The 25,961-nt window shown below is 54.7% G+C and carries 31 protein-coding genes; 7 read left to right on the top strand and 24 right to left on the bottom strand.

From position 1 onward, the window contains the following. Positions 1-11 precede the first annotated feature (11 nt). From APR53_07070 to APR53_07040, 7 genes are all read right to left on the bottom strand, one after another. Complete coding sequence (locus APR53_07070) at positions 12-179, bottom strand: ribosome biogenesis protein (protein ID KQC05687.1); 168 nt, start codon at positions 177-179, stop codon at positions 12-14. Beyond that, entirely contained in the window at positions 176-964 is a 789-nt protein-coding gene (locus APR53_07065; GenBank protein ID KQC05686.1) for a translation initiation factor IF-2 subunit alpha, read from the bottom strand. The genes APR53_07070 and APR53_07065 overlap by 4 nt, the downstream gene beginning before the upstream one ends. Before the next feature lie 201 nt (positions 965-1,165). Continuing rightward, the gene (gene rpl44e, locus APR53_07060) at positions 1,166-1,444 is read right to left on the bottom strand and encodes a 50S ribosomal protein L44 (GenBank protein ID KQC05685.1); all 279 of its coding nucleotides are present in this window, start codon (positions 1,442-1,444) and stop codon (positions 1,166-1,168) included. A 38-nt stretch (positions 1,445-1,482) separates the two neighbouring features. After that, positions 1,483-2,136, bottom strand: coding sequence for a hypothetical protein (locus APR53_07055; protein ID KQC05684.1), 654 nt, complete (start codon positions 2,134-2,136; stop codon positions 1,483-1,485). Then, positions 2,129-3,277, bottom strand: a complete 1,149-nt coding sequence (locus APR53_07050) for a DNA primase (GenBank protein ID KQC05683.1) — start codon at positions 3,275-3,277, stop codon at positions 2,129-2,131. The genes APR53_07055 and APR53_07050 overlap by 8 nt, the downstream gene beginning before the upstream one ends. Beyond that, positions 3,274-4,848, bottom strand: a complete 1,575-nt coding sequence (locus tag APR53_07045; GenBank protein KQC05682.1) for a radical SAM protein — start codon at positions 4,846-4,848, stop codon at positions 3,274-3,276. Before APR53_07045 ends, APR53_07050 begins: the two co-directional genes overlap by 4 nt. A 3-nt stretch (positions 4,849-4,851) precedes the next feature. Then, positions 4,852-5,088 (bottom strand): metal-binding protein, encoded by a 237-nt coding sequence (locus APR53_07040; GenBank protein KQC05681.1) that lies wholly within the window; start codon positions 5,086-5,088, stop codon positions 4,852-4,854. A gap of 84 nt (positions 5,089-5,172) precedes the next feature. Between APR53_07040 and APR53_07035 the strand changes: the two genes are divergently transcribed. Continuing rightward, positions 5,173-6,057 carry a hypothetical protein gene (locus APR53_07035; protein ID KQC05680.1) on the top strand — a complete coding sequence of 295 codons (885 nt, stop codon included), beginning with the start codon at positions 5,173-5,175 and terminating at the stop codon, positions 6,055-6,057. A 6-nt stretch (positions 6,058-6,063) separates the two neighbouring features. Here APR53_07035 and APR53_07030 read toward each other — a convergent pair whose 3' ends face one another. Together APR53_07030 and egsA are read right to left on the bottom strand one after the other, a co-directional pair. Next, entirely contained in the window at positions 6,064-6,513 is a 450-nt protein-coding gene (locus APR53_07030; protein ID KQC05679.1) for a hypothetical protein, read from the bottom strand. A gap of 10 nt (positions 6,514-6,523) precedes the next feature. Beyond that, positions 6,524-7,603 carry a glycerol-1-phosphate dehydrogenase gene (gene egsA, locus APR53_07025; GenBank protein KQC05678.1) on the bottom strand — a complete coding sequence of 360 codons (1,080 nt, stop codon included), beginning with the start codon at positions 7,601-7,603 and terminating at the stop codon, positions 6,524-6,526. Positions 7,604-7,616: 13 nt separating this feature from the next. Between egsA and APR53_07020 the strand changes: the two genes are divergently transcribed. Genes APR53_07020 through APR53_07010 form a run of 3 tightly spaced genes read left to right on the top strand, consistent with a single transcriptional unit; the run spans position 7,617 to position 10,469 of the window. Further along, complete coding sequence (locus tag APR53_07020; GenBank protein ID KQC05677.1) at positions 7,617-8,462, top strand: hypothetical protein; 846 nt, start codon at positions 7,617-7,619, stop codon at positions 8,460-8,462. Further along, the gene (locus tag APR53_07015) at positions 8,455-9,021 is read left to right on the top strand and encodes a hypothetical protein (protein KQC05676.1); all 567 of its coding nucleotides are present in this window, start codon (positions 8,455-8,457) and stop codon (positions 9,019-9,021) included. The genes APR53_07020 and APR53_07015 overlap by 8 nt, the downstream gene beginning before the upstream one ends. A gap of 14 nt (positions 9,022-9,035) precedes the next feature. Next, entirely contained in the window at positions 9,036-10,469 is a 1,434-nt protein-coding gene (locus APR53_07010) for a proline--tRNA ligase (protein KQC05675.1), read from the top strand. Between the two features lie 28 nt (positions 10,470-10,497). On the opposite strand, the gene APR53_07005 is transcribed toward APR53_07010, so the two are convergent. From APR53_07005 to APR53_06970, 8 genes are all read right to left on the bottom strand, one after another. Beyond that, on the bottom strand, positions 10,498-10,977 hold the full coding sequence (locus APR53_07005) for a hypothetical protein (GenBank protein KQC05674.1): 480 nt from the start codon (positions 10,975-10,977) through the stop codon (positions 10,498-10,500). A gap of 81 nt (positions 10,978-11,058) precedes the next feature. After that, positions 11,059-11,553: a pyruvoyl-dependent arginine decarboxylase gene (locus APR53_07000; protein KQC05673.1), complete on the bottom strand. Its 495-nt coding sequence runs from the start codon at positions 11,551-11,553 to the stop codon at positions 11,059-11,061. A gap of 224 nt (positions 11,554-11,777) precedes the next feature. Continuing rightward, the gene (locus APR53_06995; protein ID KQC05672.1) at positions 11,778-12,002 is read right to left on the bottom strand and encodes a hypothetical protein; all 225 of its coding nucleotides are present in this window, start codon (positions 12,000-12,002) and stop codon (positions 11,778-11,780) included. 30 nt (positions 12,003-12,032) lie between these two features. Next, positions 12,033-12,560 carry a ferritin gene (locus APR53_06990; GenBank protein KQC05671.1) on the bottom strand — a complete coding sequence of 176 codons (528 nt, stop codon included), beginning with the start codon at positions 12,558-12,560 and terminating at the stop codon, positions 12,033-12,035. A gap of 87 nt (positions 12,561-12,647) precedes the next feature. After that, on the bottom strand, positions 12,648-13,502 hold the full coding sequence (locus tag APR53_06985) for a 2-oxoglutarate synthase (protein ID KQC05670.1): 855 nt from the start codon (positions 13,500-13,502) through the stop codon (positions 12,648-12,650). Next, positions 13,499-15,166, bottom strand: coding sequence for a pyruvate ferredoxin oxidoreductase (locus APR53_06980; protein KQC05669.1), 1,668 nt, complete (start codon positions 15,164-15,166; stop codon positions 13,499-13,501). Before APR53_06980 ends, APR53_06985 begins: the two co-directional genes overlap by 4 nt. 93 nt (positions 15,167-15,259) lie before the next feature. Next, a complete protein-coding gene (locus tag APR53_06975; protein ID KQC05668.1) occupies positions 15,260-16,003 on the bottom strand; it encodes a hypothetical protein in 744 nt (247 codons plus the stop codon). A 74-nt stretch (positions 16,004-16,077) separates the two neighbouring features. Next, positions 16,078-16,299 (bottom strand): hypothetical protein, encoded by a 222-nt coding sequence (locus APR53_06970; protein KQC05667.1) that lies wholly within the window; start codon positions 16,297-16,299, stop codon positions 16,078-16,080. Between the two features lie 147 nt (positions 16,300-16,446). Between APR53_06970 and APR53_06965 the strand changes: the two genes are divergently transcribed. Next, positions 16,447-16,917: a hypothetical protein gene (locus APR53_06965; protein KQC05666.1), complete on the top strand. Its 471-nt coding sequence runs from the start codon at positions 16,447-16,449 to the stop codon at positions 16,915-16,917. Between the two features lie 67 nt (positions 16,918-16,984). Here the strand turns inward: APR53_06965 and APR53_06960 are convergent, their stop codons facing one another. Beyond that, positions 16,985-17,986 (bottom strand): hypothetical protein, encoded by a 1,002-nt coding sequence (locus APR53_06960; protein KQC05665.1) that lies wholly within the window; start codon positions 17,984-17,986, stop codon positions 16,985-16,987. Then, a complete protein-coding gene (locus tag APR53_06955) occupies positions 17,983-18,663 on the bottom strand; it encodes a 5-amino-6-(5-phosphoribosylamino)uracil reductase (GenBank protein KQC05664.1) in 681 nt (226 codons plus the stop codon). Before APR53_06955 ends, APR53_06960 begins: the two co-directional genes overlap by 4 nt. Before the next feature lie 231 nt (positions 18,664-18,894). Here APR53_06955 and APR53_06950 point away from each other — a divergent pair, with 231 nt between their 5' ends. Then, complete coding sequence (locus APR53_06950) at positions 18,895-20,727, top strand: hypothetical protein (GenBank protein ID KQC05663.1); 1,833 nt, start codon at positions 18,895-18,897, stop codon at positions 20,725-20,727. Further along, complete coding sequence (locus APR53_06945) at positions 20,717-21,079, top strand: histidine kinase (GenBank protein KQC05662.1); 363 nt, start codon at positions 20,717-20,719, stop codon at positions 21,077-21,079. The genes APR53_06950 and APR53_06945 overlap by 11 nt, the downstream gene beginning before the upstream one ends. Positions 21,080-21,134: 55 nt before the next feature. On the opposite strand, the gene APR53_06940 is transcribed toward APR53_06945, so the two are convergent. The 5 genes from APR53_06940 to APR53_06920 form a co-directional block, all read right to left on the bottom strand. After that, entirely contained in the window at positions 21,135-21,413 is a 279-nt protein-coding gene (locus APR53_06940; GenBank protein ID KQC05661.1) for a molybdenum cofactor biosynthesis protein MoaD, read from the bottom strand. Then, entirely contained in the window at positions 21,410-22,165 is a 756-nt protein-coding gene (locus APR53_06935) for a hypothetical protein (protein KQC05693.1), read from the bottom strand. The genes APR53_06940 and APR53_06935 overlap by 4 nt, the downstream gene beginning before the upstream one ends. Before the next feature lie 16 nt (positions 22,166-22,181). Then, positions 22,182-23,954, bottom strand: coding sequence for an aldehyde:ferredoxin oxidoreductase (locus APR53_06930; protein ID KQC05660.1), 1,773 nt, complete (start codon positions 23,952-23,954; stop codon positions 22,182-22,184). 113 nt (positions 23,955-24,067) lie between these two features. Further along, the gene (locus APR53_06925; GenBank protein KQC05692.1) at positions 24,068-24,541 is read right to left on the bottom strand and encodes a peptide methionine sulfoxide reductase; all 474 of its coding nucleotides are present in this window, start codon (positions 24,539-24,541) and stop codon (positions 24,068-24,070) included. 152 nt (positions 24,542-24,693) lie between these two features. After that, positions 24,694-25,881, bottom strand: coding sequence for an MFS transporter (locus APR53_06920; GenBank protein KQC05659.1), 1,188 nt, complete (start codon positions 25,879-25,881; stop codon positions 24,694-24,696). Between the last annotated feature and the right edge of the window lie 80 nt (positions 25,882-25,961).

The following is a 25,961-nucleotide window of genomic DNA, read 5'->3' as shown; positions in this document are numbered from 1 at the left end:
TTGTAAAAAATTTACGCATATTGGTTCCATTGTTTCATCCTCCGACGGTAGTCCCGATACCGATCCTGCGGAGAAAAGCGTGCCGGATGCGCACTGCCCGTGGGACCGCCGCAGGCAGGACAGGCGGGGGCAAGTGTGTACGTGCCGTCACGGGTGCACCGGCGGATACGTCCGGTCATTGGGTTTTACCGGACCGCTGTTTTCGTACGAACTTTCCGGTGCCGTCTGCCCGTTCCACGACGCCGATTGCAGCACTCGCCGCCTTCTCTATTGCTTTTTCCGCCTGTTTGTAATCGGGAGCCGTTACCTTGATGGCGTATTTCGGTGCGCCGATATAGTTGATGTCAATATCAACGCCTTCGATCTTGGGGGTTGCGCTCCGGAGAGCCCTTCGGATAACGTTAACGCCGTCAGGCTTGTACGATGTGAGAATCAGGTTTCCGGTGATGGTCACCTTGGAGAGCTTGACATTCTCGTTCGCTACGGTAACGAGCGCCTGTGCAACCTTCGGATCAAGTCCGAGCCTGTGCAAGGTTCCTTTTTCGTCGAGAAGCACATCTTCAAAAACCGGATAGAGCATCCCGAATTCACGGTAAAAAATGTCTTCGATGACTGCGGGTTCAGCACCGGACGCTTCGGCGATAAAACCGATCCACATGTGGGCTTTCTGTTCGTTCTTCCACTCGTGGATTTTTTCCCGCCGCTGGTGCTCGTTGACATCCTTCAATGAGAGATCGATGTGGCCACGGTCTTTGTTGACGTGAAGGACTTTACAGACTACCTTCTGCCCTTCCCGTACAAAGTCCCGGATATATTTGATCCATCCCCGGGCAATTTCAGCGATGGGGATGAGTCCTTCGCGACCATTGTACTCGTCAAGGGTGACGAATGCGACAAAATCCTTCACATTCGTGACAGTGCAGACGACCAGTTCCCCGGTATCGGGCCAGTCTCTCTCATGCATACGGAATCACTCGAGGGTGGCCAGTATTTCAGCCTTTAATTGTGCATTTCCGCCGCGCGGTTCGGAAAGGACGTGACCGCACACGCTGCAGTCAACGACTGTGCTGGCACGCTCAAAGATTATTTGTTCGTTCTCGCAATCCGGGCATTTCACCCGGAAGAATCTGCTCCTGTTTTCCCTGTGCTGTCGTACCATAATCCCTCACTCCGTCAGTTCAAATTTACCTGCCCTGAAACCTTTCCGCAGGTGCGCTTTTCCGCATGTCGAGCAACGGTACCGTACATTAATTTTCTTGGTGGGTTTGTCGCCGCCCGGTACCTTGTTGAATTTGCCCATGTTGCCGACAGTGCTCCTCCGTGCCTTCTGCCGATCAATCCAGTTCAGGTGAAGGGTTTTCCCTTTCTTGACCTTCTCGACCTCATGGATCTCGTGTTTTCTGCAGAAAGGACAATACGTCTTGAATTTACCTGGCATTTTCATGAAATGTGCCCCGTTACATTGGATAATAAATCCCAATATTATTTACTAAGCCTGATATTTAAGGCTATGTCGCGCCCACAGAGCACTTGTGCGTTGCTCTCCGGAAGTGTTACTATATCTTCTTTCATGAGATTATATACTCTCCCGTCTTCGCCCATAAAAGGCTCCACATCCTCAAGAATACGGACGATTGAGTATCCCCACTCGCCGGCGGGCGCGTCGGCATCGCCGGATTCCCGGGTTTCTGCAGCCGGTCGGCTTTCGGGCACGGTCTCGTCCGCCCCCTCCTCCTCTTCGTCCGCAGCCTCTTCCGTGGCAGCGGGAAACGAACCGATGAGCGAATCCCTGCACTGGTGTATGGCATGGACAACGTCATCGAACAGTACCCGTTCGGGGGGCAGCATCTTTTTCAGTTCGTCGCTGTTTTCCGTCCCGTAGAGGGCGAGCGTCAGGATTTTACGGCACCTGAGCGTTACAATCTCCTCAAGAGTTTCGGCCATGCTGTGCAGTTCGGAGACGGCGTCGCGCGGCCTGCCGGCAAGAAAACGATCGAGTGAAGGCGTTTCCCGCTGCACCTCCTGGTACAGCTGTTCAACGTATTTATGCGCCCCGGAAAAGGCCTCGTGCCGAATCTGGCTCAGCCGCCCGCTTTCCCGTTCATTGAGAACAATAAGACGGAGTTCATCAAGCACGACGGGACAATCCTCCTTCCGAGAGATCGGCAATGCCCCGACAGCAGAGGAACACGGCAAGTGCTTCCGGGACGGTATTCTCACCTTTTTTCAGCGTATAGCCGGTTCCGAGCATCGGCATCGAGAGAGGAAAAGCGAGATCCACCCGGACATCCGCGTCACCGAACACAACAGCATCGTCAAGAGGGTCGAAATCATGGAGTTCGCCGACAGTGAGCGGTATGACACGCAGGCCGCTCCCCCCGTGGAGGGAAGACGGCAACCGGATCAGCCGCTTGATATCGGTCGTGACGGGTTCATCGGCACGTGCCGCCTGTTCATGCAGGATCGCCGTGAACTCGCTGTTTTCGGGGCCGGTCAGCACACGGAGCATCCGGTCGTTCAGTGCAATGCGGCGACCTGATTCAAGCGCTCCGATAAGTACTTCGAGCCCGTCACAGAGAGTTTCGGGACGTTTCGAACGGCTCATGCCCTCGAGGGTCCGGAGGCGCGATACTGCCTCCTCGCGGTCAAGCTTATGTAATCCTTTCAGATATGTGGCGAGCGCCTTCCGGTACCGATGGCCCCAGCCCGGTTGCGTGCACGGCTGTTTTATCATAACAGACGGATCGATGCCGATACCGCATACGTAATCGACGAGCTCCCTCCGCTCCTGGCTTCCCCATTCACGGATGTCAGACCGCCTGATGTGCACATGGTACCCCCGTCCGCCCGAAAAAGCGATGAATATCTCCTTCTCAGTAAATCCGAGCTCTTCGATCAGCATCCCAAGGAGTTTGATCGTTTCTTCCTTCACCCGAACCAGCATGGTGTCATACGGTCCCCGCATGAGATGATCGGCATCGAGATCGAAGATCAGGTCTGCTCCGCTCCAGACTTTATCGTTCATTGTCGCCGCGCCGGGAAGGGCATAGTACGCGGTTGAGTAGTAGACATGGGCGGGCACCATGCTTCTCATGTATGTGATCGCTTCGTCCGGTGTCTCAAACGCCATATGCCGGCGCATGCGTACTTCGGAGGATACGTCGAAGAATATGAAACCCCACTCCCGCTGTTCGATAGACGGCGGTGTCATCAGGGTACCCTTCCGGTAATACTCCGAGAAGCGCTGACGAAGAAATTCCAGCGTGGCGTGATTCATGCGAGCCTCTTTACCATATATGGTCCTGTGCGCTCATAGCCCTGCCTCTCGTAATACGGGCGGACGCCGATCCCGCTCATGACGGCGATCTTTTCGAATCCTTCCCTGATAGCCGCCTCCTCCGCATGATGCAGTAGGCGGTTTCCGAACCGCCGGTGCTGCCATTCGTCCTCGTCGGCACTGTTCCCGACGGGAACCAGCTCTCCGTAGACATGAAGTTCACGGATGAGCGCCGTGTCGATGAGCTCCTGCCTCCAAACGTCGCCGGGGAACCGGAGCCGTAGAAAACCGATCAACGCCTCGCCGGCCGTGTACGAGAGGAAGTGCTCCTCCCCTCCCGCACAGGCGTACCGGAGATCCCGGCGCCCGGGCTCTCCCTCTCCGGATGTCCTGCCGATTTCGCGGCACCTGATGCACCGGCACCTGCCCCCCGTCTCCTTCAGCCGGGCTTCGGCGAGTTGGCGAAAATTGCTGTGTCGTGATCCGGCAACAATCAATTTCGCCGGAATATCGCGCTGGATTCGCTGGAGCCGCACGTATTCGGGGAGAAGGGATTTTGCATAGGCGATGAGATCGATGAGTTCCTTCTCCTCATACGGGGCGTATTCTCCCCGTTTCCAGAGATCTTCGATTTCGGAACCGGGAGTGACGAGGGTCGGGTAAATTTTCAGGAAGTCCGGTTTATAGCGTTCGTCCGAAAACAATGTCTCGAACATCCGGCGGTCATCCTCAATCGTCGCTCCCGGCAGATTGGGCATCACGTGAAAGCCGACTTTCAGGCCGGCGTCATGCAAAAGGCGGTTTGCATCCGCCGTCTCGGCAACGCCGTGCCCGCGCCGGTTGTAGTCAAGAATCCGGTCTTCGAGCTGCTGGACGCCGATTTCCACTTTCGTAACGCCGAGGGACAGCATTCTGTCAATGTGCTCCCTCCGTGACCAGTCGGGCCGCGTTTCGAAGGTGGTGGCGATACATCGCACGTCCGCCGTCTCATTCTCCGTGCAGAGCGCCTCAAACGAACGCGTATCGCCACCATTTGTGCCCCGGTACTCGTTCATTGCCCTAATACAGGACCGCATGAACCAGTCCTGGTACCCGGGATCACGCGCCGTCATGGTCCCGCCCATGACAATTAGCTCTGCCTTGTCCACGTGATGCCCCAGCTCCTCGAACTGGGACAGGCGCGCCTGAACCTGGGAGTACGGATCATAGCCGTGCTCCCTCGCCCGCAGTGCGGCCGGTTCTTCTCCCGTATAACTCTGCGGGGATTTGAACGGATGATCCGGTCCGCCCGGGCAGGGGAGGCATTTTCCGTGGGGGCAGGGAAACGGCGATGTCATGACAGCCACCGGCGCAACCCCCGATAGTGTGCGGCTGGGTTTAATACGGAGAATCTTACGCAGCCACCTCCGTTCGTCATCAGTAGCCGCAGCGAGGATTGCAGAATTTCTGGGAATGGAAGGTAACCTGAACGTGCGGGAAACAACGATTTTTATGTGCTGGACGTCCACCGTGTCGGGATCCTCGGTGGAAAGACGGGAGATAATTTCCCGAAAAACAGTGAATTCATTCATGGATTAATGTTCAGCCGCAATCTCTCCGGATGCGGTTTCCTTGGCGTAATGTACCACGGGTGAATGGTTTTGCCTGATGTGCTGAACCAGCTCCTCACCCAGTGTCAGGATAGCCTTTTTATGACAGATTTTATTTTTATGGATATGAACAGGTGATATTTCAAGCGTGTTGTACTGTTCGGTTGAAATTTCCTCGCCGGTCACACCTTCGTAATATTTACGTACGTGAACCAGCAGCATGTGTAGATGAAGAAGCTCTTCTTTTTGCACTGTATCACCAATCCTCAAAACTTACTACTTTGCGAGACGAGATATAGTTTATTGGTGATCTTTATATTCGCTATTTCGAGGGTTGCGGGTTCTCTAATCGGATTGGCCATCGGCGACGCTTTGGGTGCGCCCCTTGAAGGCTATCCTCCTCCCCGCCGCCTGATTTCAGGGATGCGTGGTGGCGGTGTCAGCCCGCGGCGCCGGGGAGGGGTAACCGACGATACCCTTCAGGCGATTGCGATCGCCGAATCGCTGGTTATCCGGGGAGGGTTCGATCCAGCGGACATCGTGCAGCGATTCCTCGGCGGATATATCGCTCATCCCGAATATTACGGTCCGACATCAGGCGCGGTCTTCGAACTGATACGGCACGGGATGCCCGCCCCTGAAGCGGCGAGGTGTGTGCACGAGCGAACCGGCGGTTCACGGACGAATGGGAGCGTGATGCGGGGTGCCCCCCTTGGCCTCTTCTATCCGCCGCCCGTGGTTGCGGGTGTGAGTATCGCCTGTTCCCGCCTGACGCACTTTGATCGCACCGCTGCGGAGTGCTCAGCATTTTTAAACCGCATGATCAGTGAGCTCTGCAGGGGGGCCGACCGGGATGCCGCTTATCGCCATGCGCTGTCCGGCTGTCTCGACAGGCACGTACGGCACGTAATGGCGTCGCCGCACCGTCGCCCCCTTGTTTCGTCCCTCGATGCGCTCGATACGCTCCATTGCGCCGTATCCGTATTTCTCGGAGCGCCGTCATTTTCATCTGCCGTAAAAACCGCCGTCAACCTCGGCGGAGATTCTGATACTGCGGGTGCGGTCACCGGCGCGCTGTCAGGGGCATACTGGGGTATTCTCTCGATCCCGGGCGACTGGCTTGCTGCGCTTGCCATCCGCGAGGAGCTGCTGGTCCTGTCCCTGCACCTGTACCACGCCGCAATTGCCTGAAATTGTTTATACCGGCCGGAGTTCTACGAGTTTGAGGGTTCGGCCCCGCTCACACCCCTCGGGAGCATTGCCGAGGATCTCCCCTACGATGTAGTACGCTCCTTCGATAATGCCTTCGGGATGGCAGAGCTCAAAACTTTTACATTCCATTTCGGAGCAGGACGTATCAAAAAGGATCTTTGAGTTCACTATGGCCCGTTCCGATTTGATCAGGGCAATAATGGGGGCCTCGATCACTTCGACGGCACAGGCACCGTCATGGTGGACGTGGCATTCGTGAATAGTGCTCCCCCGGATCCCGACGATGCGATACCGTTTATGCGGTTGCAGATTTGTGCATACCCGCTGGAGTTTACAGCCGTTGCACTCGGGAAGAGGTCCCTCGTAGACAAACTCGAGGTCCGGCCGGGCTAGGTCTCTGCCGATGAGGGTAATTTTAACTTTATTTTCGCTCATAGACACTGTGTCACTCCTTGTAGAGCATCCTGATTAATTCTCGTGCAGATTCTTCGGTCAGGCCCATATCGAGGATCGTGAAACGCTCGGGCCGGATGTCCCGTGCCGCCATGAGCGCCCGCACCGCTGTTTCGTCATCGATTCCGAGCTCTCTCGGTGTTGTCGGCGCCCCGATTGTCCGGAGCGAATTCCTGATTCCACGCCAGTCCCCGCTGTGGAGAAACATCGTAATAATGGAACCGATCCCGCACTGTTCTCCGTGAAGCCCCTTTCCCGGGGCAAGCCGGTCGAGTGCGTGGCTGAACTTGTGTTCGCCGCCGCTCGCCGGGCGCGAGGATCCGGCTATACTCATCGCGACTCCCGACGAGACGAGCGCCTTTGTCACGATCCAGGCGCTCTCTTCCTGGTGCGGTTTGATAAGAGCCGCGTTCTGCACCAGCATCTCTGCGGTCATGCGGGAGAGTGCAATGGCATATTCGCTGATCGTTTCCCCCCTGATGCGATGTGCGAGTTCCCAGTCAAGGATTGCCGTGTAGTTGGAGATGATATCGGCGCAGCCTGATGCGAGGAGGCGGTGCGGTGCCTGTGCGATGATCCCCGTATCTGCAACGACCGCAATCGGGGGGTGCGCCTGAAGGGATACGCTTCCGTCATCCATCGGCACCGATGCCCGTGCGGAGGCGATGCCGTCGTGGGATGCCGCAGTCGGAACGCTGATAAACTGGGAGTCGCGGTTATAGGATGCAATTTTCGCGGTATCGATGACTTTTCCTCCGCCCACGCCGATGATGAAATCAGCCTCCTTCGCGGCCTCTTCGGCCTCCAGAATGACCTCCGGGGAGATCTTTTCCACGGGAAAGTGATTCACCGTATACTGGCGGGCAAGCATTTCATTGACCTCCCTGCCTGCCACTTCCTGCGTTCGCGGGCCGGAGATGATGAGCACAGAGTCACCGAGTTTCAGATCCTCGCAAACCTTTGGAATATGTGACAGGGCATCATGCCCGATCACCACATCCCGCGGAAGTTGCATCCATTTGGATTTATCGAATATTTTTGTTTTAAGTACTTTTATACCGTCTGCACTCATTTTACTATCATACATGATTGGGGATTTTATATACAAATATTACGTGGGTCCCATTGTCAACGGCGAAGCCTATACTATTGTCGACACCCTGACATATGCCGCCATCCTGATCGTATCGGTATATCTGGTGTACCGGTGGCTTAACCGCACCGGATTACCGATTGACAGGGAATTCACCTATGCAACAATACCCTATGTCATTCTGGGAGGCCTGCTTCGGGTGGTCGAGGACACCGGCATGATCCCGTCACCCTGGCATGTCCTTCTGGTAACCCCGCTAATCTTCTTCGTTGTTTTCTTTATTGCGGTGATTGCACTCATTCTGTCGCGTACGTGTGCCCTGCGCGGCTGGATCCGGAACTACTGGATCGGATACGGGGTCACCGGTGGTGTGGCGTGCGGCATTGTCCTTCTTGTTCTGGCTGCATTTGGTCTTACCGTTACCCGGATCGCTCCCGAGATCTTCCTTATTATTACAGGCATGGCTGTGGTTGCCACGCTCGTCGTTCTGGCGATTCTCATGCGCGGAGTCGGCTGGACTTTCCTCTCCGATCCTCTCTACATACTGCTGATCTTCGGCCATATGCTTGATGCAAGCGCGACGAGCTACGGTATCGATCTGCATCCTCTCATATATATTGAACAGCATGTGGTTGGATCGGCCCTCATTCAGGCGACCGGCACGGCCTTTTCGATGTTTCCCCTGAAACTTGCTGTCGTGATACCTGCGCTCTACGTACTTGAACTCTATCGGAAAGACGGGAACAGAGCGCTCTGGCACCTCGTAATCCTCGCCATGATTATGGTTGGCCTTGCTCCGGGCATCCGCGATATGATGAGAATGGTACTGTATGTATAACAGGCAGCTCCTTCGCGCGTTGACAGTTTCAGTTCTTTGCTTTACTGTGGCGGTCGCAATGGGGGTGGTTGTCGTTCTGCAGGATCCAACCGTCGGAGAACAGCTGATCGAGACGATTGGACGAGAGATCGTCTCACAGATTATGGACGACTCGCCATGGATTGTTGCGGGTAAAATTTTCATCAATAACATACAGGTAAGCCTGATTCTGTTTGCAGGGGGGGCTACGTTCGGTGTGCTCACGTGTGTTCTCCTTGTATCAAACGGCCTCGTTGTCGGTGGCGTGATAGAGCTTGTGCGACAGCAGCACGGCCTTCTGTATGCCGCGGCCGCGATCCTGCCCCACGGCATCTTTGAATTGCCGGCGATTCTCACTGCCGGTGCGCTCGGTATTCGCCTTGGCGAATTGTTATGGCGCGAACTGCAGGGGAGTGGCGATGCAGCCGCCGGGGCGATCGTGCTGGCACGCATTTTTTGTACTGTCATTATTCCGGTTCTCGCCGTTGCTGCTTGTGTAGAGGCATTTATTACTCCGGAAATCATAAAATTAGTAATTTGAGGTGTGTCTGTACAATGGAAGAAGAGGGCGGCTCGCTTCCCGCAAAGAAAGACTTCAGCGCATGGTATAACGATATTTTGTGGCGGGCAGAAGTGATGGATGTCCGCTATCCCGTCAAGGGGCTGTATGTCTGGTATCCGCATGGATTTGCCCTGCGACGTGCCGTCTACCAGTCGCTCCGCGATCTCCTTGATGTCGACCATCAGGAGGCGCTATTCCCCCTTCTCATCCCGAAAACGGAGTTTATGAAAGAGGCGGAGCATATCAAGGGCTTTGAGGAAGAGGTGTACTGGGTTACTCACGGAGGTCTTAACGAGCTGGACATCCCTCTTGCACTTCGCCCCACAAGTGAAACGGCCATTTACCCGATTTATGCCCTCTGGGTGCGATCCCACGCAGATCTGCCGATGAAACTCTATCAGATTGTCAACACCTTCCGGTACGAAACGAAGCATACCCGGCCGCTGATCCGGCTGCGGGAGATCACGTCGTTTAAGGAGGCGCATACCGTTCATGCCACGTGGGAGGACGCCGAGCGCCAGGTTGAAGCTGCAGTGGAACTGTACCGGACCTTTTACAAACGGCTGTGTGTCCCTGTCATCGTGTCACGGAGGCCGGACTGGGACAAGTTTCCGGGTGCCGACTACACGCTTGCCACCGATACCGTCATGCCGGACGGGCGTACACTGCAGATAGGCACCGCACACCATCTCGGCGATCACTTCTCCAAAACGTTTGACATTACATACGAGGATCCCGACGGTAATCAGCAGTATGCGTACCAGACCTGTTACGGCATCTCAGAACGGTCGATTGCCGCGATAATCAGCATCCACGGCGATGACCGCGGACTGGTCCTTCCTCCCGACGTGGCTCCGGTACAGGTTGTCATCGTCCCCATTATTATCGGGAAGCGCGGCGAAGAAGTGCTTGCGCACGCCGCGGCATGCGAGGAGGAGCTGAAGCGGGCAGGATTCCGTGTCAGGACCGATTCCCGGTCTCTCCGCCCCGGTGCAAAATATTACCACTGGGAGATGCGCGGGGTGCCGCTCAGGATTGAAATCGGGCCCCGTGACATAGATTCCGGTTCTGCCGTCACCGTCACCCGCCTTGGAGAGAAAACCACGGTGGCGAGGACGGGGCTTTGCGACAGTATCGCCCGGTTGCTCGACAGTTTTGCGGCAACCCTCCGGAGCCGTGCCGAAGAGCGGATGAAGGAGTGCATCACCCCCGTGACGTCGCTGGATGAGGCGGCGTCAGCCATCGAATCGGGCATCGCAGTGGTGCAATGGTGCGGCGCCCCGGACTGCGCGGAAGAGGTCGAACAGAGAGTAGACGCGAGCATTCTCGGTACGGATGTTCGATCGCCCTATATCTCCGACACCTGCGGGCCCTGCATCGTCTGTGGAAAAGAGGGAAAACCGGCCATTCTCGGCAGAAGTTACTAAAAAAGTGTTCAGAAGGTACGGATCGCAGTTATTCCTGCGTTCCGGACGTTCTGCTACATGCCGGGCAGAGGTACCTGACGTCCTGTGACGGTGACCTGAGCAGACCGGAGATATGCTTTTTTCCGGATCTCACGAAAAGTTTCCCGCAAACGGAACAGCGTTTCGGACGGAGTGCATCCGAGAGCCGCATCGGAATCTCCAGATCAAAGGGGATGTCGCGGGTTGCCGCTTCGCCCGATGCGAGCTGCTCTTCGTACCGGGAGATCAGGTGCATTATCTGGACCGGCTGAGCCCCGAGGCAATCCAGTTTTCTGAAAAAGAAATATTGAAACACCATCCAGGTAAGATCCGACCGGCCTATCAGTTCATCGAATTCCGAGTCGATTTCTTCTCCGTTTTCCAATGAACATCCGCAAAGGGGGCATCGCCCGCCCACCAGTTCGTCGAGATAGACTTCTTCCTTGCAGCTGGGGCATGTTGTATGGGGGGCATGTATGCGCGTTGTCATAGGGAAACTCCATGATCACTGGAGATTGCATACGTAATAAACGCCGGGTAGTGGGCAGTACCTGCAGCACTCCCGGTGTGGTTACTCCATCAGAAATATGGCGGCGGCAATAACGGTGGTCCATTCACCTTCATCGCTGACTTCCGCGGATTCGGTAATATTCAGGGTTTTCTGGGGCAGTTTATCGGTAATACTCTCATACATGTCATACGCGAGTTGTTCGGCATACGCGCCCGCCCGCTTTTTATCCTGTCCGAAAGAATGGTGTTCCGCGAAATAGCCCCACTGAACCTCCATATTTTCCGGGATTGCCACTCCGACTGAAGTAGCAACGCGACGGGATGGTTCATTTGATGAGAGGCGTGACATGACGGTAAAGACGATACTGCCGGCTTCCAGCTGTTTGAGCCCCTCTTCCTTTGAGATTATCTGGCATTTCGGCGGGAGAATCGAGCTGACTGTGACAAGATTGTAGCATTCGATTCGGGCATCACGAAGTGCCATCTCAAAGGAAGCAAGACGTTCCTTGTGTTTACCAGCTCCGGATGTGAAAAAAACTTTCTTCGGCACGAACATTCCCGTCACTCATACATCACCTAACAATTTGCCACATAGGTTTTCTGCTGGCTACTTAAATGTAAGTATCGTACCTTGTTTTAAACGGTTATTATTCAATTTGAACTTCTTTAATCGAATTATTACTAATTTTGCCCTTAATTATGCTTTTAATTTCATTTTAAGCTTAATTAATTCAGTGGATTTACATTTGGGGAATTTTTAGAAGACGGTCAAAACTGCCCTTAATCATTCGGTTGCACAAGAAACGGCTCCTTCCGGTGGCGGTTGTTCACGGTGTGAAGGGTGAAATGGTATCTGCCGGTGTATCTATGCCGTTTCATGCTTTCAATTCCCTCAAATTCGCAATATCGGCCGTTTTTCATACAAATCAGGCGCGCGTGGCCGGGTGCATGTAACGATCCGAAAAATTCGGTATAACACCGGCATTCGGTGATCAGTTCGCACATTTCCGTCCCGAAAAAAAGGATCTCGTGTCGTTACGGCGTGCCCTTCACCGGTGCGGGAGGCGTGAAGACACGTGTCGCCAGCTCTTTATCCAGCATGTAGAGCATCCCGCTTCCCCCGCCATTCTCTATCATCCTGAGTTTTTCGAGGATTTCAGTTGCATTTGCCTCCTCTTCGATCTGTTCGTCGATAAACCATTGAAGCATGTTGTAGGATGCATGATCCTTTTCCTTGAGGGAAAGATTAACGAGATCATTGATACGTTGGGTAACAAACCGCTCATGTTCGAGTGATTGTTCGAATGCCTTGGTTGGTGACGTCCAGTCTGCAGCAGGCGCATCGACGGGCTGGAGGATGACTCTCCCACCCCGGGAAATGACATAGTCGAAGAACTTCATCGCATGCGCAAGCTCCTCCTGTGCCTGTATACGCTCCCAATTTGCAAAACCACGGAGTCCGATGGATTCATACCACGAGGACATCGACAGATAGAGGTACGCGGAATAGAGCTCCCAGCGAATCTGCACATTTATTTCCTTCTCAACCTTTGCGTTCATCATGTCGCATCACTCCCCTCCGGCGGGGAATGATTGCAGTGTTGCGAAAAAATTGTATTTATGCATTGTGCCGCACAAAGGACGGATTGGTTATCGGCCGATACGGCGTTCCAGCAGCTTCCTGACTGCCTGTTCCCTCCCCTCACCGGGTTGCCGTGTGATCCGGAACTTATCATTAAACACCGGTTCCACCGATTTATAGAAAGTACCCAGAGCAATCGGTGCATCGGCGGAATAGTCCCATTCCCGTACCTTCTGCCACGCTCTCCAGAAGTCAGAGCTGTCGTGTTCTTTAATGGTATAAACGCGTTCGTTGTAGTAATCTGTCATATTAAAGAAACTCGCGCAAATCTGGAGTACGTCAATAAATGCAAAGCCCGGATGTTCCATCCCCTCACGGATGACCGCCTGCAGATGATCGAGCTTTCGTGTATAGGCCCGTGCCACCATCGTCGCGCCTGAAGCGAGCATGAGCGCAGGCGGATTGAGCGGTTTTTCCTCTGTTCCGCCGGGAGTTGACCGCCCCTTGAAGTGTAGCGGCGATGTCGGCGTATATTGTCCGGTCGTGAGGCCGTATACGCGGTTATTATGAACGATCATCGTCAGATCGATGTTCCGTTTGGCAGCGAAGATGAGGTGGTCGAGCCCTTCTGCGTAGCAGTCACCGTCACCCGCACAACAGATGACACAGAGGTCGGGATTGGCCAGTTTGATCCCGGTTGCGACGGGTATCGTTCTTCCGTGAATGGCATAAAAACTGTTTATATCGAGATAGTCGGCAATTTTCGCGTGACACCCGATGCCGGTGACGAGAACAAACTTTTCGGGGGGGAATCCTTCCTCTATCCGTGCTGCGATGACGGTTTTCAGCGCATGCTCGATGGCAAAATTCCCGCATCCCGGACACCACGTATTCCGGGCTTCAGTGATCAGTGAACGGCTCATGCCCCCACCTCCAGGACACGGTCGCGCAATTCTTCGAGTGCGTGGGGCCGCCCGTCATACCTGAGGATCTGCGCACTGATATCAATTCCGTGAGCACCGGCGAGGGAGGCGAGCTGCCCTTCCGCGTTATCTTCGACGGAAATGATACGGGAGACACCCGCAAGAGCATCCCGAAGAGCCCGGGCCGGGAACGGGGAAAGGACGACAGGCTGAACTACCCGCAGCCCGATGATATCCGCAACTTCCCTGCAGGTTCCGGCCGTGGAGCCCCAGCAGAGAATTGCAGTTGAAGCGGTCGGGTCTCCCGATATGCCAACAGGATGTAACGCTTCGACTTCCGCCAGCATACCCGGGCTTTTTTGCATTCGCTTCTCGACAAGCCGTGCAATCAGATCCCGGTCCTCTGTAGTAATGCCGTCCTCGTCATGGGCGTAACTGTTTACCTTAACGACGGCACCTGCGGTTGGCACGTGACAGATTGGTGAAACTCCGCCCTCGCTCTCTGCATACCGGCGGTAGGGGTGCGTTCCGTCCCAACACGGAATCGGGTCCTCACCTGTCCATTCGGGCTCTTCGGGATCAAAGCTGAATGTCCCTTCGCTCAGTGTTTTATCGACGAGAATAAACGACGGAACCTGATATTTCCACGAGAGGTTAAGCGCTCGTCCCGCCCATTCGAATGCCTGTGCCGGATCAGCGGGGGCAAAAACAAACCGGGGGAACTCTCCCTGTCCTGCACTGAGTACAAATGCAAGATCTCCCTGTGCGGTATATGTGGGAACGCCGGTGCTCGGCCCCGGACGCTGGGAAACAACGATCGTAACGGGCACCTCCGTCATTCCGGCCATGGAAACTCCTTCTGTCATCAGGCAGAAACCTCCTCCGGAGGTACCGACGGCCGTGCGGCTGCCGGCGAATGCAAATCCCTGTGCCATGAGTATCACGGCTATCTCGCTCTCCGGATGGATGACTTTCAGCCTGGTTTCACCGGCAACTTCTGCAAGAAAATGCAGAATGCCCGAGGAGGGGGTCATCGGGTACGAAACGTATGCATCAAGTCCGGCCTGAAGCAGACCGAGGCTGATGGCCTCATTGCCGGTTATGAGGGGCACTTCCGGCGCTTCCCTCTTCGGCAGGATGTACCGTTCCTGTACCGCATCGAAGCCGCGCCGGGCGATTGACAGGTTTTTTTCCGTTTCCCGGGGCATTTCCTCGCCCAGTACCGTGGCGGCTATATCCCACGGGATGCCTGTTGCACGGCAGAATGCGCCAATGAGGCACGAATTGGCCATAATGGAAATGCCGTCCTCTTCCTTTGTGATCGTTTCCAGGGGCACTGCCAGACCGGCTGCGGGAGCCCCGGCTTTCACCGAGTCGCTGTTGAAGATGGCTATTGTCGCGGGCGTTTGTCTCCCCGCATGCCTGAGGAGAGTAGCCTGATCAAGGGCAAGAATGCAGTCGACCGTAAAGTGGTGAGATGCAATCCCGGTATGTCGGGATGCCCGAACGATCGCAAAATTATGTCCTCCGCGGATGAGGGACGGATAATCGTAGTACATATAGATGCGATAGCCCATTCGGGAAAGGATTCTGCCTATTACAAAGCCTGCCCGGTTGATCCCGTCCCCTGCTTTACCGCCGATAAGAACTGAAAAATCCTCCATTATTGCTCACACAACCGATGATGATGCTTAAGAAGGTGATAAGGATTGCGCACTCTCTGCCGGAAATGCCGGCAGAGGTATGTCAGCGGACGTTTATTGCCTGACGATAGCGGATGCCTCACTGTCGAAGGGATTGGTACGCATTGCAAGCGAAAAGAGGTACGGATAATTGTCTTTCAGGTGATGCATGTAATCGACCCACTGGCGGACGAGAAGTCCGTACACCCGTGTAATGTCCCCTGAGAGGTGAGCGTAATCGGACTCGGGAAGGCCGGCTAGCGTATCTCTTCGTTCCAGCTCTTCGGTAAGATGAAAAACGGCACGCAGGAGTTCGGTGAATGATTCGTGCTCCAGCAGCACGGGATTTTCGAGAAGCCGGAGCAGGAAGTTACGCTTCTCCTGGAGGTAATCCTTCATTTCCTGCAGACGCACCCGCGTGATATCGATCTCATAGGGATGGACGGTGAGACATTCGTTTACCCTGTCGAACTCCTGCTGCACCCAGTCCGATTGTACGACCAGCTTCTCCCTGATATCGGAACTGCAGGGATCATACTCGGACAGAACAGTCAGCAGACCTGTTCCGACTTCTGAAAAGAACGTCCCGATGACCATATTGAGTTTCTGAAGTTTTTCCCGTCTTGACCGGATCGAGAGCAGAGAATTCAGAACGATGGTCACGAGAAGCACATTGATCGGCAGGAATCCGAGCGCATTAAACACGTAATAATACGTATTCTCCGGATCGCCCAGAAAAATAAATTTTATCGTGTAAATCGCCGCTGATATCGCTACAAGGAATATTCCGAGTTTCATTTCCCAGCTCATTCTGGTCATTGCTATCACATCCTGATATTGATGGGGGCACCGATGCGCATAAATGATTCCCAAAACTGTGCAGCGAAGCGATCTCATACGATATGCACGGAGAGGCCGAGGGCACCGTGCAAGAGTGCAAGGGCGATAGATATTTTTGCCATGGTAAAATGCCAGCGAATAGGGATTGTCCGCATGCCGCGGCGGTTCATACCAGCTATCGCGGCAGTCGCACATAAACAGAGCAGCGTGATAATGCCCATCACGACAAGAAACGGAAGCCCGAATACGGAGTAATATGCCAGTTCATGAATCATATCGATCCAACCGATACGGGGATATCCACAGGATGTCTATTTATTCCTTACCCGGGGGGGCACGCGGTTCATCGGGAGGTCAGGTATTCGTTCTTATTCCAGCTGACTGCCACAATCCTCAAATATGTGGTCTTCATATGACTTCGTATGAATAAAATGGCAACTCTGCTGCTAGTGCTTTTCGTCGCAATGCTTACCCTCGGGGCGGCATGCACCACTTCGTCAGACACCCAGACGCAGACTCCCACACCCGTAGCGCCGACGCCTGCACCCACCTCGGTGCAGACACCGCAATCACCGGAGCTCCAGCCGCAACCTACCGATATTGTCCCGACACAGAAGGCCGTTACGGTCGATGTCAGCAAGGATCCCATCTACGGGACGATTACCGTCACGTTCCGTGGGGGAAAAGGACAGTACGCCGTATCGACCCTTACCGTGAAAGCGACGCTTGCGGATGGTGAGATGCATATCCAGGACCTTGTTCCCGAAGTGAATATGGAAGCTGAATTCCCCGGAACGACAGGAGCCGACCGGGTCGAAGTGACCGCTTTTTTCAACGACGGCACGTCGTATAAGATCTACGATGACATTCTGGAATTGAGACCGCGTCAGTAAACCATTTCTTTTTTTTACGTGGTATGCCGGGGCGGCATAAAGCCATGCAGATACTCTGCCGGAACGACTACCCGAGATCCCGAACTGCCCGTCTCGCGGGAGGCTTATCCCGGAACTCCCGACATGCAAGCAGTGCCAGAAAAGGAACAATCAGAATCCAGTAATGCAGATACTGCCGTATCAGCAGTGTTGCCATGAATAATGCTGCAAGGAATGCGACAGTACGTTCTTCGGGCGTCGCAAGCCCGTTTCTGATGATGCTCCCCGCTGCAAAGACCAGTGTGGGAAGGACTATCGTAACGCTCAGTATCAGGTTCGCGGCAAACGAGAGGATATTGTCGGGCAGGTAATCGGGGACGGCCGACAACGAGCCGGTGAGATATGCCGGACTCACTCCGAATGTCCAGTATAAAGCGGCCACAACGGCTTCGGGGCCGTATACGATGAAAATGACCAGAAAGGGTATCCCGAGGGCGGCGATGAATCCCCCTACCATGGCAGCATGATTCCGGTCTCCGCGGATCCACATGAGGTAGAGCAGCGGTATGAGCGCAACCAGAGCATACTGCTTGAATCCGCCTGCAAGTCCTGCCATCACACCCGCCCGGGTGTAATGGCGGCCGATGGCACAGTGCAGGCCGAGGAGGAGAAACAGAGCGGCAAATTGTTCACTGAAGAGAAGGTAACCCTGTGCTGCTGCCGCTGCAACGAGAAAAAGAAGCCCCGATGTGAATCCCGATACCCATCCGTACCGGTCATGCCCGATTGTGAAGAGCACCATTGCCGAGAAGATGTTCACACCGGTTACCAGGACTATGTCCGGTGTACCCGGAGGAGCGAGTCCATCGAATGCGGCAACGGTTCCAAACAGAAGCGGCGGTTTGGGATCCACGAAATCCAGGTACGGGGTCAGCCCCGCAATGATTGCCGCCGCCATCGCATGAAACCGGTGAGCGTCATAGGTGAGCCAGATACAGTCGCCATGGGTGAGTACCATCATCAGTGCCGCGATAGTCGCGGCAACGACCGTATAGACGCTCAGCACCGGCCATGTTTCCCGGCTGATCAATCGTGCGAAACAGCCCACGTTATGAGCACCCCGTCGTCACAGGGACAGATATCCGTGAGGGTAAGTTTCGGGAAGAGCGCCTCCCGGATAAATCCTGCTCCGTCCGCTGGGGTCGGCGCGTCCTTGCCGCCGATCACCATATTCCCTATGTAGGTAATGAATTCATCAACCAGGTCGTCGCGAAAAAGGGACCATATCAGAGTTCCGCCTCCCTCCACCATCACTCTCTGTACTCCCTCTTTATGGAGGTATGCAAGAAGAGCGGGAAGATCAACTTCCTGATCCCCGAACGCCATGACGTCGGCACAGCGGGCGAGATCACGAGTCCTTTCGGCGGGTGCCTGGTGCGAGACGGCAATAAGCCGTTTTCCGGGTCCCTTGTGAAGGATATCGGCATCTGATGGAGTTCGTCCGCGACTGTCCACAACAATCCTGAGCGGATTTTCAAAAACACCCATGTCCCGACGCATGTGCCTGAGTTCGGGGGACTTCACGGTCAGCGACGGATTATCAGCGAGCACCGTGCCGATTCCGATCATAATCGCATCGCTTGCAGCCTTTATCCGGTCGACCCGGGCAAAATCCTCCCTGCCGGAGATACGCACCTGCCTTCGCTCCCGGGTTGAGAGTTTGCCGTCTGCACTCATTGCGAGATTGACAACGACGAACGGGCGCATACCACTAGGTATGCCTGATTCGTTTTTGAATGTTTTTAATTCCCGGGACGCGATTTATCGGGTGGGATCACCTCGGGGTGTGACCATCTCAATCCGATTCCGAAGGTCCACACAACGGATTCCGGAATTCTCGATTAGTGCTTTTTATCGAATCCTTTCAGCAAAATTCGCTATTATTTCGCTTCAAATCAAAAGTCATATATATGTCTGCCGGAATAAACTATTATTATCATGCCTTCCGGGGTTTTTCCGACGCAATCGTTGCGGGATCTTGGTCTGAAGGAGGCCGATCTGGTAAAAATCTGGGTTATTGCATGTTTTATCATGGTTTCCATGCTGGTGACCGTATTCTCCTTTGCGGTCCCGGTCGGAGCGATGTACCCGGCGCTGATGTTTCTCTTCCCCCAGCTGTATTACATCCCGATTATCCTCATATCCATCTGGTATCCGAGACACGGGCTGCAATGTACGATATTGCTGGTGGTTGCATTCCTGGCGATTACCTCGTATTATTATCTCGTCGGGGCACTCGTGGATCCATTCATATTCGGCGTGAATGCGGCGATGTACCTCTGGGTCGTCATCGCGACGACACAGCTTGCCAAGGAAGGCGGCCTTCTCAATGTTAAATACTGGAATGTGTTTAAAAACGCCGAAGCAGGGATGTTCCTCCTCAAAGACACGAATATGAAAATCGTCGATGCGAACCAGAAGCTCGGCGAAATACTGGGATACGATCCTCTGGAATTGAGGGGGCTTCCCGCCGGGGAGCTCTGGGAAAACCCGAGGGACGGCGTGAACGTACTGGAGGAGTGCAACGGTCAGGGACCGGTGTTCGAACGCAGGATGCGGTTCCTCGGGAAGTCAGGAAATATAAAAACCGTGCTTTTTTCATGCAAACAAACTGCTGAACAGCCATTTATCGAATGCACGGTTTTTGACATTACAAAGATTGAACAGAAAGAGACCAATCTTATCGAGGCGAAGGAACAGCTCCAGTCTCTCGTCAATTCGTCGCAGGATCTTATCTTTATGCAGGACAGTGCCGGACGGTTCCTGCAGTTCCACTGGGCAAAGGCCGAAGATTTCGGGATTGATCCCGTGAATATGATCGGAAAAACACTCTCAGATTTCTTTCCCGATACCGTTGCTGAAGCCCACAGCCGGCGTATCCGGGAGGTGTTTAAGAGTGGCGAGACAATAAATTACGAATTTTCCGTCACACTGAATGGATCCGAGCAGACATTTTCCACGCTCCTCGGCCCGGTACTTGACCCCGGAGGCAAAACGATCGGTGTCATCGGTACGATGCGGGATGTCACGAACGGTCTCCAGCAGGATCTGACGTATATGCAGCTGGAACGCGAGCTTGATCGCTGGCGCAACTTCATCAACACCGCCGCACATGAGCTGAGGACACCGCTCCAGCCAATTCTCGGCTATCTCCACCTGATTCTTGAAGATCCGTCAAGTTATGCTCTGGATTCGGAAACGGTAAAGCTTCTGCGGCTCTGCCTTGAAAACGTGGAGCGCGAGCGCAGGGTTGTGGACCGTATGCTGGAGCTCGGTATTATGGACTCCTGCAAGATAAACCTCAACCTGACTGATTTTTCACTCCGACAGCTCATCAGTACGGTGACCCGGATTGGCGGCTATGATCTTCAGGCTGAAATCAAATGCAGGATGTCACCGGATTTGATGATCTGTGCCGACCGTGACCGGATCTATCAGGTTCTCGACGGAATTATCTCAAATGCCGTCCGGTTCAGCGAGCCGCCCCGTATTGTGGAGATTACATATCGTGGTGATGAGCAGTATCACTACATTTCAATCAGGGATAACGGCATAGGCATCGCACAGGAATCGCTGAATAATATCTTCGAACCGTTTTATCTTGCCGACTCGGAAAAACTCGCCCGGGAGTACGGGAGAATCGGTCTCGGCCTCTCGATTGCACAGAAATACGTTGATATGCATCAGGGCAAAGTCCTCGTGGAGAGTGAGCCCGGAGTCGGAAGTACATTCACCGTGAAGTTGCCGAAGGTGGTGTGTAATGAGCCGTAAGGTCATGGTCATCGATGATGACCTCCCGACTCTTGAAGTGATGAAACTTCTCCTCCCCCGCCTTGGCTGGGAACCGATAATGGTGAACAATGCGCTGGAAGCACTTGAAATACTCGAGAAGGAGCAGCCGCGTCTCATCCTCCTCGATATTATGATGTCGCCCTTAAACGGCTGGGAGTTCTTAAAAAGGCTTCGTGGGAATCCGGCAATGAAGGATATCCCCGTGCTCCTTTTTACGGCAAAGCATATCTGGCCCGAGGAATTCTCCCTGTACGCTGATGGCGTGGTGGGCGTGCTTGAAAAACCTGTACTTCCTTCTGATCTGCGCCGGGCTCTTGAGCCGTTTGCATGATCCGGCGCGGGCAACCAGCCGCGGTATGGTCTTCACGACTCGGTACCGCCCTCCCCTAACCGCCGCCGGTGGGAGGGAACAGGGCGATAATATCGCTCTCCCTGAGCCCGGTATTAAGATTGTCGATGAAATGGATATTCCTGCCGTTTATAAGGATATTTACATAAGGCAGGAGCACGTCCGGGGATTCAAAGAGAGCTGCCGACAGATCCGGATACCGTCCTGACAGTTCATCCAGCAGGTTTTTTATTCTCGCTCCCTCCGGAAGCGTAACAAGGACTTCCCTCTCCATAATATCTCGCAATCCCGCAAAAACCTTCACTGATACCTTTATGGCGTCCCCCCCCTCCCCGCGGAAGCATGCTCTCCGCCGCAGCCGATGCAGCGGGGTGCCCGGTCGACGACGAGTGTATCCGTTTCACTGCGAAGCCCGTCCCAGAACAACAACCTCCCCGCGAGCACGCCGCCGATGCCCAGACGCAGTTTGATTGCCTCTGTCGCCTCGATGCACCCGATGATGCCTGTCGTCACCCCGATAATCGGGACCGGGCCCGCAGGCGGGGGGACCGGTACAATACACCTGAGACAGGGTGTTTTATAGGGAATGATTGTTGAAACCTGCCCGTAAAAGCCGTTAACTCCTCCGTGGACGAACGGAATGCCATATTCGAGTGCTGTCCCGTTGAGTATGTACCGGGTGGGGAAGTTGTCCATGCCGTCAAGAATCAGGTCCATCCCCGCGGCAAGATCGCGGATGGTTTCCTGACTGATAACCTCACATATCCCTTCCACACGAATCCGGGGATTGAGTGCGCAGAGTTCTTCCCCTGCCACATCGGCCTTGAAGCGGCCGATGTCTTCATCCCGGTACAGGATTTGCCTGTTCAGATTATGTTTCTCGATGCGGTCACTGTCGACAATGCGGATATGCCCGAAACCCGCTCCGGCCAGACATGCTGCAATTGTTGAGCCGAGACCTCCGGCACCGGCGACGAGGGCATGGGATCGGGAAAGGATTCGCTGCCCCTCAGATCCGGTGACGGGCAGCTGCCGCGCATATCGTTCGTCATCTGCTGGATCGGGCATGGGCATGCAGCTCTTTTCACAGGCCCAGCTCGGCACGTTTTTCAGGCGTCGGAATTCCCTCGCTGTCCCATCCTCTGGCGCTGTAGTACTCATCCAGCAGTGGCTGGCGCTCCCACACGCGCCCGGCGGGCGCCCCTTCCTTCAGCGGTTCTGTCAGGAACCGTTTGGGGAGCGTATCGTTCTCCTTCGTATATCCCACCTTCAGATTGAAGAGTTTCTGCATATTCCAGATGCGCTCTCCGATGCGGAGCAGCTCCTGTGCATCGATATCCATGCCCGTCGCAGCAGCAATTGCTTTCGCATAGTCGGCTGCATCAAGTGCAAAGGAGGAGAAAAGGCACATTCCACTGGAATCAATCGCAGCGGTGAGATCCTGGAATGTCTTCGTCCATTCCGCCTTACCTTCGCTTGTATAGGGATCCAGTTTTTCGGGGGAACCGAGAATTTCCGGTGAGATCATGTACCCGTACACGTGATCGCCGCCGCGGACCGAGGTCGCATACTGCAGTCCGTGCCCCTGCAGCCCCCGCGGATCGTATGCGGGGAGCTCCTGCATTTTCACGCTCATGGAGAGTTCCGCATGCCCGTGCTTTTCCGCAAAACGGTACGAACCCTCTGCCAGTTCGTCACCGATGCCCTCCCGGTATCCTATCTTGCTCACCATCTCCAGCATTGCATTGGCATCTCCAAAGCGGATAGGCTGGCTGACATACCCTTTTTCAGCCATCTCCATCAGGCAGGCGATGGTCGCTCCGGCTGATATGGTGTCAAGGCCGAGTTCGTTGCAGAGATAGTTTGCCTTTGTTATCATTTTTATATCTGAAATTCCGCAATCCGCCCCGAAAGCCCAGTCGCTTTCATATTCCGGCCCTTCACCGGTAACGCCGTCCACTTCGCTCAGCCGCCCGCACTGGACGATGCAGGCATAGCATCCTTTCGGTTTTTTCAGGATCGTCTTAGCGATTTCCTCGCCGGATATCTTATCCGCCTCGGTGAAATGAGCGCTCTGGAAGTTCTTCGTCGGCAGGATGTAGTTTTCATTGATGATATTGACAAGGACAGCGGTACCGTAGGTATGCAGCGCCTGTTCGATTCCGTTTTCGGTGATCTTCTTTCTGAAGTCTTCTTTTACGGTATTAAAGCGTTCTTCATCTGCTTCGGCGATAATCTGCGTCCCGGTCGCAGCAATGGCCTTGAGGTGTTTGGAACCCCAGACAGCGCCGATGCCGCCGCGTCCTGCCGCCCGTGTTTTCTCGTTGATTACGCACGAAATACGACTGAGCTTCTCGCCCGCGGGGCCGATGCAGGAAACACGTGCACCTGCGTCCCCCATGTCCCGTATGATGGCGTCGGTTGTCTCACCCGTTTTCATACCCCAGTAAGACGTCGCATCTTTAATCTCGGCATTGCCGTCTGTGAGCAGGAGATAGACGGGTGTTTCGGACTTACCGGTTATTACGATGGCGTCGAATCCTGCTTTTTTCATCTTCCACCCGAATACCCCGCCGCTGTTTGCGGATGTCAGCGTTTCATTGAGTGGGGATTTCGTAATAACCTCGTACCTGCTTCCCAGCGGAACCCCGGTGCCTGTCAGGGGGCCCGAGGCGACTACAAGCACGTTATCGGGACTGAACGGGTTGGTTGACGGGTCCATCATGTCTGTGATTATCTTAACACCGAATCCCCGTCCTCCGAGCCAGAGTCGTTTGATATCCTCCGGATAGGGTTGGATTTTAAGGGTTTTTTTTGTCAGATCCACAGTCAGTATCTTTCCGGCATAGGCATCCATGCACATCACCACCCGAGACTTATCATCAGATGATTTATAAGTTTGTACACCGGCAATCCCGGGAGCATTCGCTCGTGGAAGCACAGGTGCTTATCCATGCACGCCCCGGGGGGTCACTCGGCCGGTCTGGCAAGCCGGAGAGCAGCTGAATTCATGCAATACCGTTTATACGTCGGCGGAGGTCCGTCATCGAATACATGTCCCAGGTGTGCGTCGCAACGGCGGCACAGGACCTCGGTTCGCGGGTACCCAAGCTCGTAATCGATTGATGTCGAGAGGTTTTCCTCCGCAACCGGGGCCCGGAAACTGGGCCATCCGGTCCCCGAATCGAATTTTGTATCAGATGAAAAGAGATCGGTACCACAACAGGCGCACCGGTATATTCCCGGCTCCTTACAGTCATGATAAGCGCCGGTAAAGGGTGCTTCGGTCCCCTTTTTCCGGGCTACCCGGAACACTTCGGATGAGAGCAGACGGCGCCACTCGTCATCCGTCCGGATTATTTTTTCCACCTGCTCAATGGTTCCTGTCCGTACAACATAAATCGACACTCTCTGAATGGAATCTTCCGCAACGGCAGTCGTCACATACCGTGATGTCCCGCAAGAGAATATTTTGGTTTTGGTCGGATGAGGGAGGGGGGGAATCAGAATGGAAGAGCATGTCAGCCCCCCTCCGTGCACCGGTACGGAGGACACATTGTGCATGCGGGATGCCTGCCCGCACCGACTGATCGTGTTCAGGACTTTTTCGGGTGTATTTTTTGCATCGCAAGGAAAAGCGCGATGCCTGCACAGAGTTGCATAACGGTCAGAAATCCGATGACGAGGGGGAGAAAGGTCTCGTAGGCCCATCCTATGAACACGCTTCCGATAAACCAGGCGGCTCCGTATACCGTGTTGAAAATCCCGTATGCGGTGCAGCGCTTGCTGATATGAGTATAATCTGCGACCGCAGCCCTGAGAATCGTCTCCTGCACGCCCATCGCTGCGCCCCACAATACGACTGCGATGAAAACGTACAACGCGGAGGTTGAAAAAGCTGCAACGGGGATAACGAGGCCGAGCAGCGGGAGGATGAAAAGAACGGATACACCGAAGCGGTCGTATGCGCGTCCGACGATGAGAGCGACAACAGCATCGACCCCCATTGCGATGGCGTAATACAGGGGGATTTCCGCATCGGGCACGATGCCGGTCGCGGTGAAATGATAGGCGATGAGCGGGAAAGCCGCGAATCCCGCCATGGTGAAAGCGGTAAAAATCGCAAAGCGCAGCAACGCGCCGGCCTGTGTTTCCTGCTCCTGACAGGTGAGTGCCGATTCCATCGAAACCGGATCGGGCACGTTGCGGCGTGCGATTACAAGGGCCGTTATCATCAGGAAAAACGGGATGAAGAGCAGAATGAAGGCAACCTGAAAATCTCCCCTGAGTACGAACGCGGCGGTGAATATGAGGGGGCCGATGATTGCCCCGATCTGATCCATCGCCTCGTGAATGCCAAATCCCCAGCCCCTGCCTACGGTGACGGTGATGTTGGAGAGAATTGCGTCCTTTGCCGGTGCCCTGATGCCTTTGCCCATTCTTTCCACGATGAAGAGCGCAGCGGCGATTTCCCACCTGCCTGCAAATGCAAGAAAAGGCACGGCGATCAGCATCCCGTACCCGAGAAATGTCACCGCCCAGTACCGCCCCGTCGTGTCGGTGACATACCCCGATACGAGACGGAGGGCGTACCCGAGAAACTCTCCCAGCCCTGCGACAATCCCGACAACAAGAGCACTCGCACCAAGAACATAGAGGTAAGGGCCGGTAACGCTTCTCGCGCCTTCGTAAATAATATCGCCGAACATGCTGACGATACCGAAAAGAATGATGATCCCGTAGGCGGCGCGGCGCCGGGACGGGGAATCAGGAGAAATGCTCATGGGCGTCATTTCTCAGTCGTCTGAGGGATTGATATTTTCTGCGGTTTGTTACGGATCGCTTTCGTATGGCAGTGGACACT

The organism is Methanoculleus sp. SDB (assembly GCA_001412355.1).
Taxonomy (GTDB): domain Archaea; phylum Halobacteriota; class Methanomicrobia; order Methanomicrobiales; family Methanomicrobiaceae; genus LKUD01.
This window is presented reverse-complemented; position numbering and strand designations above follow the sequence as displayed.

Excerpts from the sequence above, each read along its gene's own strand:
- APR53_07010 (KQC05675.1), top strand. The coding sequence starts at position 9,036 with ATGGAAGAAGAGGGCGGCTCGCTTCCCGCAAAGAAAGACTTCAGCGCA.
- APR53_07070 (KQC05687.1), bottom strand. The coding sequence starts at position 179 with ATGACCGGACGTATCCGCCGGTGCACCCGTGACGGCACGTACACACTT.
- APR53_06985 (KQC05670.1), bottom strand. The coding sequence starts at position 13,502 with ATGAGCCGTTCACTGATCACTGAAGCCCGGAATACGTGGTGTCCGGGA.
- APR53_06920 (KQC05659.1), bottom strand. The coding sequence starts at position 25,881 with ATGAGCATTTCTCCTGATTCCCCGTCCCGGCGCCGCGCCGCCTACGGG.
- APR53_07045 (KQC05682.1), bottom strand. The coding sequence starts at position 4,848 with ATGAATGAATTCACTGTTTTTCGGGAAATTATCTCCCGTCTTTCCACC.
- APR53_06990 (KQC05671.1), bottom strand. The coding sequence starts at position 12,560 with ATGATGAACGCAAAGGTTGAGAAGGAAATAAATGTGCAGATTCGCTGG.
- APR53_07000 (KQC05673.1), bottom strand. The coding sequence starts at position 11,553 with ATGTTCGTGCCGAAGAAAGTTTTTTTCACATCCGGAGCTGGTAAACAC.
- APR53_07020 (KQC05677.1), top strand. The coding sequence starts at position 7,617 with ATGATTGGGGATTTTATATACAAATATTACGTGGGTCCCATTGTCAAC.
- APR53_07065 (KQC05686.1), bottom strand. The coding sequence starts at position 964 with ATGCATGAGAGAGACTGGCCCGATACCGGGGAACTGGTCGTCTGCACT.
- APR53_06955 (KQC05664.1), bottom strand. The coding sequence starts at position 18,663 with ATGCGCCCGTTCGTCGTTGTCAATCTCGCAATGAGTGCAGACGGCAAA.
- APR53_06970 (KQC05667.1), bottom strand. The coding sequence starts at position 16,299 with ATGATTCATGAACTGGCATATTACTCCGTATTCGGGCTTCCGTTTCTT.
- APR53_06950 (KQC05663.1), top strand. The coding sequence starts at position 18,895 with ATGCCTTCCGGGGTTTTTCCGACGCAATCGTTGCGGGATCTTGGTCTG.
- APR53_06975 (KQC05668.1), bottom strand. The coding sequence starts at position 16,003 with ATGACCAGAATGAGCTGGGAAATGAAACTCGGAATATTCCTTGTAGCG.
- APR53_06980 (KQC05669.1), bottom strand. The coding sequence starts at position 15,166 with ATGGAGGATTTTTCAGTTCTTATCGGCGGTAAAGCAGGGGACGGGATC.
- APR53_07030 (KQC05679.1), bottom strand. The coding sequence starts at position 6,513 with ATGAGCGAAAATAAAGTTAAAATTACCCTCATCGGCAGAGACCTAGCC.
- APR53_06995 (KQC05672.1), bottom strand. The coding sequence starts at position 12,002 with ATGTGCGAACTGATCACCGAATGCCGGTGTTATACCGAATTTTTCGGA.
- APR53_06935 (KQC05693.1), bottom strand. The coding sequence starts at position 22,165 with ATGCCCGATCCAGCAGATGACGAACGATATGCGCGGCAGCTGCCCGTC.
- rpl44e (KQC05685.1), bottom strand. The coding sequence starts at position 1,444 with ATGAAAATGCCAGGTAAATTCAAGACGTATTGTCCTTTCTGCAGAAAA.
- APR53_07040 (KQC05681.1), bottom strand. The coding sequence starts at position 5,088 with ATGCTGCTGGTTCACGTACGTAAATATTACGAAGGTGTGACCGGCGAG.
- APR53_07005 (KQC05674.1), bottom strand. The coding sequence starts at position 10,977 with ATGACAACGCGCATACATGCCCCCCATACAACATGCCCCAGCTGCAAG.
- APR53_07015 (KQC05676.1), top strand. The coding sequence starts at position 8,455 with ATGTATAACAGGCAGCTCCTTCGCGCGTTGACAGTTTCAGTTCTTTGC.
- APR53_06965 (KQC05666.1), top strand. The coding sequence starts at position 16,447 with ATGAATAAAATGGCAACTCTGCTGCTAGTGCTTTTCGTCGCAATGCTT.
- APR53_07050 (KQC05683.1), bottom strand. The coding sequence starts at position 3,277 with ATGAATCACGCCACGCTGGAATTTCTTCGTCAGCGCTTCTCGGAGTAT.
- egsA (KQC05678.1), bottom strand. The coding sequence starts at position 7,603 with ATGAGTGCAGACGGTATAAAAGTACTTAAAACAAAAATATTCGATAAA.
- APR53_06945 (KQC05662.1), top strand. The coding sequence starts at position 20,717 with ATGAGCCGTAAGGTCATGGTCATCGATGATGACCTCCCGACTCTTGAA.
- APR53_06930 (KQC05660.1), bottom strand. The coding sequence starts at position 23,954 with ATGGATGCCTATGCCGGAAAGATACTGACTGTGGATCTGACAAAAAAA.